General features: G+C 30.9%; 7 protein-coding genes and 1 pseudogene. 5 read left to right on the forward strand and 3 right to left on the reverse strand.

Annotated features, from left to right (window positions below; all coding sequences use genetic code 11):
* Positions 1-100: 100 nt before the first annotated feature.
* The 3 genes from HMPREF2629_RS07925 to HMPREF2629_RS07935 all read left to right on the forward strand — a co-directional run bounded on the left by HMPREF2629_RS07925 (position 101) and on the right by HMPREF2629_RS07935 (position 3,393).
* Positions 101-1,591 (forward strand): ATP-binding protein, encoded by a 1,491-nt coding sequence (locus tag HMPREF2629_RS07925; protein WP_070508270.1) that lies wholly within the window; start codon positions 101-103, stop codon positions 1,589-1,591.
* A 182-nt stretch (positions 1,592-1,773) separates the two neighbouring features.
* On the forward strand, positions 1,774-2,556 hold the full coding sequence (locus HMPREF2629_RS07930; RefSeq protein ID WP_070813266.1) for a hypothetical protein: 783 nt from the start codon (positions 1,774-1,776) through the stop codon (positions 2,554-2,556).
* Positions 2,557-2,982: 426 nt separating this feature from the next.
* Entirely contained in the window at positions 2,983-3,393 is a 411-nt protein-coding gene (locus HMPREF2629_RS07935) for a DUF5776 domain-containing protein (protein ID WP_039984130.1), read from the forward strand.
* 80 nt (positions 3,394-3,473) lie between these two features.
* On the opposite strand, the gene mntC is transcribed toward HMPREF2629_RS07935, so the two are convergent.
* From mntC to HMPREF2629_RS07950, 3 genes are read right to left on the reverse strand one after another with little or no spacing between them, the layout of a single operon-like run.
* Positions 3,474-4,403, reverse strand: coding sequence for a manganese ABC transporter substrate-binding lipoprotein MntC (gene mntC / locus HMPREF2629_RS07940; protein ID WP_053037086.1), 930 nt, complete (start codon positions 4,401-4,403; stop codon positions 3,474-3,476).
* The gene (locus HMPREF2629_RS07945) at positions 4,400-5,236 is read right to left on the reverse strand and encodes a metal ABC transporter permease (RefSeq protein WP_002449296.1); all 837 of its coding nucleotides are present in this window, start codon (positions 5,234-5,236) and stop codon (positions 4,400-4,402) included. Before HMPREF2629_RS07945 ends, mntC begins: the two co-directional genes overlap by 4 nt.
* Positions 5,229-5,972: a metal ABC transporter ATP-binding protein gene (locus tag HMPREF2629_RS07950; protein WP_002449195.1), complete on the reverse strand. Its 744-nt coding sequence runs from the start codon at positions 5,970-5,972 to the stop codon at positions 5,229-5,231. The genes HMPREF2629_RS07945 and HMPREF2629_RS07950 overlap by 8 nt, the downstream gene beginning before the upstream one ends.
* 258 nt (positions 5,973-6,230) lie before the next feature.
* Here HMPREF2629_RS07950 and HMPREF2629_RS10930 point away from each other — a divergent pair.
* Positions 6,231-6,341, forward strand: a pseudogene (locus tag HMPREF2629_RS10930) (GTP-binding protein); the annotation flags it as partial.
* Positions 6,342-6,730: 389 nt separating this feature from the next.
* A complete protein-coding gene (locus HMPREF2629_RS11060) occupies positions 6,731-6,874 on the forward strand; it encodes an SAS049 family protein (RefSeq protein WP_002449224.1) in 144 nt (47 codons plus the stop codon).
* The last annotated feature ends 102 nt before the right edge of the window (positions 6,875-6,976 follow it).

Below are 6,976 nucleotides of genomic sequence, written 5' to 3' on the forward strand. Positions count from 1 at the left end.
AATCGTTTGGAATCATCGTAATAATCGCGCGAAATACTATGGTAGACGGTTTGAGTAAATTAATGGAGTATTTTAATACTTATGATTTGGAGGAATTGCGTTGCACAGAGAAAGTAAATATATAGAGTATAAGAAATCACGAAAAGGGTTATCTAATGATATTTGGTCTACGTATAGTGCTTTTGCAAATACTGAAGGTGGCACTATATATTTAGGAATTGAAGAAAAAAAGGTCGAGGACAAAAAAGTCTTTGTTTCAGTTGGTGTTGAAGATCCAGAGAAAATGATTGAAGATTTTTGGAATGCACTATATGGAAGAAATAAAGTTAGTCAAAATATTTTATCAGATAAAGATGTTAAAATTGTTAATATTGAAAATAAAGCGTGCATTGAAATTCATGTACCAGAAGCGCCTTATTCGAAGAAACCGATATATGTAGATAATAAAAAAGATTTAGTATATAAAAGAGTTGATGATGCTGATAGAATTGCGACTGAAGAAGAGTATAAATTCATGATTGTAAATTCTCAAGACGATATAGATACAGAATTATTAGATAACTATGACATGTCTGATTTAAATCACGAATCTATCGAAAATTACAGGAAACTTCTATTAAAAAATACTAATGATGAGAGATATGCGAATATGAGCCAAATGGATTTAATGATAGATTTAGGGGCATATAGAAAAGATAGGAGTTCGAAAGACAAACAGTATAAAATGACTACAGCATGTTTATTATTCTTTGGTAAGTATAATGCGATTAGTGATAGATTCCCAGGATTTCAATTAGATTATTTTAAGAAAACAAATTACCTAGATACTGACTGGAAAGATAGAATATCAAGTGGAGATTTAGGTAATGAAGATTTAAACGTGTATAGTTTTTTTGAAAAAGTATTGATAAAATTAACTGATAACATTGAGGAATCATTTAGCCTAAATGATGGTTTGACTAGACAAAATTACGCAAGAGATTTAAAAGTAGCAATTCGCGAAGCACTGGTTAATACATTAATGCATGCGTATTATGATACTAAGCAAAGTATTAAAATAGTTAATTGTGAAGATTTTATAGAGTTTTATAATCCGGGTAATATGAGAATAAATAAAGAAGATTTTATTCATGGAGGGCATTCAAAGGTCAGAAATAGTATATTATCGACGCTTTTCAGAAGAGTAGGATATTCAGAAAAAGCTGGGTCTGGAGGACCAAGGATATTCGATGTAGTTAATAGACATAAGCTTAAAACGCCTGAAATAGAATTAACGGACATGGACACTAATGTAGTACTTTGGAAACAAGATTTAATGAAGGAGTTTGAAAAATATCCTGAGTTAGACAAAAAAGTAATAAAGCATATTATTGACTATGGGTCAATAAGTAAGGGTGAAGCCTTAAAAATAGAAAATATGACAGAATATCAGTTTAGAAATATTTTAGAAAAACTAAAAGATGATAATTTGATAAAACAAGAAGGTAAAGGTCGAGTTACTAAATATGTGTTAATAGAATCAAAAGAAGCTGATATATTGCGAACTAAAAAAGTAATTAAAAGTTTAGAGTCATTCTTCAGGAATAAATAAAAAATAAGAGATAGGTGCGAAGTGCTTGGATTATACAAATGCTTCGCATCTTATATTTATTAATAAACATCATAGAAAACCGCATCATTAACCGATACGCAGAAGCGTACCATAAATAAAACTAAAAATTAAGTTGCGCAATATATATAGTAAACGGTTCATTGAGTAGAGGAGAAATGGTAATGACTATATTTCGTGAAGCACTGATATGGATAGTACTTCTAGTATTTAACTTAATAAATACGTTCTTAGTGCTTATAGGAAAAAACCAATTGTTTAAAGCACCTTTATGGAGTACATGGTTATTATGGGGGATTGTTACGATAATTATAATAAGTATATTATTCTTTAGAAAATATCTACAAAAAAAGCATTCTCCGACTAATATAAACTCTGATAATGATAAAGATTTTAAAGACGGAGAGTTCTTCGTGCAGATGCCTTTATATATCATTGAGAATCAAAGCAATGTTATATATGGTAATGAGACAATAACTTACAAACCTTTTTTTGCTAATAGATCACACGAAATAATGAGTATATTTGGTGTTCAGACAAAATATAGTATACAAATGAATTCTCGTAATAATAATGTGAAAGTAATTCGTAAAAATATTGTAGCTAATAGGCCCAAGTATGCGATTTATTTAGACAGTGAAGAAGTAGGTACACTTGAAATGAAAAAATTCTTCAAAAGTGGTGGAAAGCAACAAATACCCTATAAATTTAATTATAAGTCTGATTTATTTGATGTAAGTAACCCATTTTTTAGCAATGAGACTAAAATCACCTCTGAGAATAAAACATTATTAATTGCAAAGCGCAGTTTTTTAGATATTTCAAAAAACAAGAGAACTAAAAAACGTGGCGAAAAACACAATATACAAATTCTCAGTACTAAATTAAAGAAAGAAATATTAATAGCAATTTATTTACAATGCATTATAAACAAACAAACACAATAAATTGAATATAGTTGTGGTATAAGTTGAGAAGAATAATTATTTATTTATGCCTATCTAGTGATTAGCGAATAAAGATTTTAGTATAAATATATTTAAGTAAAGATAGCAATTGGGTGAATGACAATTAGGATTTACAAAACCATTACAAGATTTTAGGCTTCTTATTCCCCCTTAATAATTGATAAACAAAATGAGCCATGTTTGACTGATTTGAATTAATGTATGCTTATAGATAGAGAGTGGAAAGTAGTTTAGTCGGAAATCATACTAACAAATTAGCATATTGAAATTCTTTCATAAAAATTATAAGAGTTCTTCTATATTTTTTGGTAGGAAGAACTTTCATATTTTTGGTATGTAAATAACCTCAGCATTAAATTTAATTTAAATGTATTGTACAATTAAAATGGATAGGAGGTTTTATACTTGAAGAAGTGTATATTAGGTTCACTCTTAGCTTTTAAGGAAAAGGTGGCAAGCTTGGAAGCAGGAAGCCGTATTACTCCGAAAGAAATTCAAAATTCGTCAAATGGCACGCCAAGATTAGTACTTGAAGACGGCAACTTTGTAACGGCGAATAAAGACTTTATCACGTTAATTAAAACGAAAGATAGCGAAAAATACATCACTGAAACGCCAAACGAAGTTAAGATTATTAAGGGATGTAAGTTATACGATTCACGTCAATTTAAAGATAATGTAGTTGAGCCTCTTAAAGTAGGAGAAATATTGAAGATTAAAAATATCATCTACACTAAAAGCTCAACACCTCGTCTCGTAACTGAAGACGGCTACTTTTTAACAGCAAATAAAGACTTTGTAGAAATACTTCGTTAAACTCATAACACTGAATACAAAATTAGAGGTTGAGACATAAACGCTTTATGTCTCAACCTCTTTCATTGTTTTATAAATGATTATTCCATGCTTCCGTGAATTGTCTCGATATTATGTTTCATCATTTTATAATAAGAATCTCCTTTAGATCCTTCTTTTCCAATTGAATCTGTAAATACTTCTCCGTAAATACTTTTGCCAGTTTCTTCAGATAAGCTATTCATAGATTTTTTATCTACACTTGTTTCAACTAATAAATGTTTAATGTGATTGTCTTTAACAAACTGTATAGCTTGTTTCATTTGTGAAGGTGTGCCTTGTTTTTCAGTATTGATTTCCCAAATATAGCCAGGTTTAATATCAAATGCTTTTGAAAAGTATTTGAAAGCACCTTCACTTGTAATCATGGCACGTTCTTGTTTAGGAATATCATTAAATTTATCTTTACTATCCTTGTTTAACTTTTCCAGTTGGGCAAGATAAGTCTTACCTTGTTTCTCATAGTCTGCTTTATGTGATGAATCTGCTTTAATTAATTGTTCTTGAATGTTCTTCACATATTGAATACCATTATCTAAACTCAACCAAGCGTGTGGATCAATCTTATCTTTATTGCCAGTTTCCCCATTTAGATAAATTGGTTTAACACCTTTAGACACCGCGAAGACTGACTTATCATCAGTAGATTTACCTGCTTGTTTTAAGGCTTTTTCAAACCAACCGTTACCAGATTCTAAATTGAAACCATTGTAGAAGATGACATCTGCATCAGTAAGCTGTTTAATATCTTTCGGTTTCACTTCATATTCATGGGGATCTTGTCCTACAGGTACGATGCTATGAACGTCTACCTTGTCGCCAGCTACCTGTTTGACCATATCATAAATAATAGAGTTAGTAGTCACGACCTTTAGTTTGTCGTGATGTTTGCTATGTTGCTCATTAGAATTCGAACTACAAGCTGCTAGAACAAGCATTAATGCAATAAGTAATGGAATAAATTTTTTCATGTTGTTTGTACACCTCTGTATTTTGTTTTTATTTTTGAAAAGAGAAGAGTCAAGATATAAATACTAAATGTTGCAATCACAATCGTCGCACCACTAGGCAGATTGTAAATAAAGCTAAAGTACAAGCCGATGATAGAACTTACTATGCCTATCAAACTAGCTACAATCATCATTGAATATAGATTCTTAGTGATTAAAAAAGCGGTCGACGCCGGTGTCACAAGCAATGCAACGACTAAGATAATGCCTACAGTTTGAATACTAGCGACGGTTACTAAGGCAAGTAAGAGCATTACAAAATAATGTAGCATCGTTGTATTCAAACCACTCACACGGCTGAATGTTGCATCAAAGGTTGAAATCATTAATGGTCGATAAAGTATGACAATCAGTAACATCACGATGACGCCAATAATGATGGTTGTCCAAAATGTTTGTCGAGTGATTGCGAGTAAGTTTCCGAATAAAATATGATGTAAATCTGTCGTGCTATTGATAAGACTGATAATGATGATACCCGTTGCAAGAAATGCAGTGAAACTAATGCCAATTGCTGCATCGGGCTTTGTTTTACTATTATTTGAAATGTAGCCAATTAATAAACTTGCAATCATGCCAGTTACTAATGCTCCGATGAACATCGGAATATTGAATAAGAAGGACAAAGCTACCCCAGGTAAAACAGCATGACTCATTGCATCTCCCATTAACGATAATCCACGCAAGATAATCAAACTCCCTACAGTTCCACATACAACACCTACAACGATTGATGTAATTAACGCCCGGTTTAAGAACTGATAATCAAATAAATGTTGAATGAAATCAGTCATTTGGTAGGTCGCTCCTTTCTTCAAAAGTAGAAGACACATTAAATAGAAATGTTCGATTTAGATATTGTGAGTACATCGCCTGATGACTGGGACCGAAGAACCTAACAGTACGATTAAGTAAAAGGATTCGATCGAAATATTGTTCTGCTTTAGATAAATCATGATGCACAATAAGAATGAGCTTGCCTTGATTTTTTAATTGGCGAAGTTTTTCCATAATTAGTTGCTCACTGTTAAAATCGATGCCCACAAACGGTTCGTCTAATAAATAAACGGTACTATCTGACATCAATGCTCTTGCTACAAGTACACGTTGCAATTGGCCGCCACTAAGCTCGGAAATTTGTTTGTATTGTAACGAGGCTAAGTCCAAGTCTCCTAATAGTTTTTGAAATTTCATTTTTGAAGCGTGATCGACGCGTTTGAACCAGCCGATAGTTTGGTAACAACCAGATAATATGACTTTTTCCACATTGATTGGAAAGTCTAAGTCTAATTGTGCTTTTTGAGGAATATATGTAACGTATTGCAATTGTTTATGTATGAATTTGCCATATAAATACATCTCGCCGGTTGCGTTAAATTCACCGATTAGACATTTCAACAAAGATGATTTACCGGCACCATTGGGCCCCATAATACCGATAATCTCCCCAGAAATTGGAATCTTTAAAGTGATATCTTTAAGGACATGTTTGTGATTTAAATGCAAATTCATGTTGCTAATTTCTATCAATCAACTACCTCCTAAATAAAAGTTTAGGTTAACCTAATTTATTTTATAATAAACACCTAAAACAAGATGTGTCAAGCTGAGATAGTAAATAAAAATATGAATAGTATATGTAATTATTCAGGAAATGATGGTCTTAATCGCTCTTTAATCATGGTTGTGGCTACATTTAATTAATTTGGGTTAGATTGACAATTAAATATTTAAATGTAAAATATAAAACGTAATTATTACGATTTATAAAAAGAAAGGTATGACTTTATGGGCAAGATACCTGTAACGGTATTGAGTGGTTATCTCGGGTCAGGCAAGACGACGTTACTTAACCACATTTTAAATAATCGTGAAGGCCGTCGCATTGCGGTTATTGTAATATTACAATATTTAAAATGAAAAGCGATAATTTAATGAATTTTTAGTTAATAAGTAGACAAATATAGTTAATAGATTAATAATAAAAGTATAGTGAGAAATTAATTTTTTAGGCAATTTAATCTTTCTCTTGTTTATCATTTTTCGTTTTGGAATGGTAAATACGCTAATATGTATTTTCTATATCATCCATTGTTTCATTATAAGATGATTCAATGCGTCATCTTATAACAAGAATTATCGTGTTTCATAAATGTATAATCATACTACGTTATTAATATATTTTTTTTGAGATAAATGTTTATAACGATAGTATTGTGGTAGATAACAAATATAGGAAGTCAAAGTAACTCACATATTAAAAATTAACTTGAAAGGAGCTTGTTATAATGAGTTTTGTAGATAAAGCAAAAGATGCAGCTGAAAAATTTAAAAATAGTGATAATGAACAAGTAAATAAAGCAAAAGATCAAATTAATGAATACACTGGTGGAGAAAAACACGATAATAAAGACAAAAAAGATGACAAATAATTGATTTTGAGTGATGACTGAGTTCATCACTTTTTTGTTTTAACCTAAACTAATAAAAGGCTGGGATTTAGGCACTGAACCCTTAAAATGGGAACTTAATAA

Source organism: Staphylococcus sp. HMSC034C12 (genome assembly GCF_001835895.1).
Lineage (GTDB): Bacteria > Bacillota > Bacilli > Staphylococcales > Staphylococcaceae > Staphylococcus > Staphylococcus hominis.

Coding starts and splice junctions, on each gene's coding strand:
- HMPREF2629_RS07930 (WP_070813266.1), top strand. CDS start 1,774: ATGACTATATTTCGTGAAGCACTGATATGGATAGTACTTCTAGTATTT.
- mntC (WP_053037086.1), bottom strand. CDS start 4,403: ATGAAAAAATTTATTCCATTACTTATTGCATTAATGCTTGTTCTAGCA.
- HMPREF2629_RS07945 (WP_002449296.1), bottom strand. CDS start 5,236: ATGACTGATTTCATTCAACATTTATTTGATTATCAGTTCTTAAACCGG.
- HMPREF2629_RS11060 (WP_002449224.1), top strand. CDS start 6,731: ATGAGTTTTGTAGATAAAGCAAAAGATGCAGCTGAAAAATTTAAAAAT.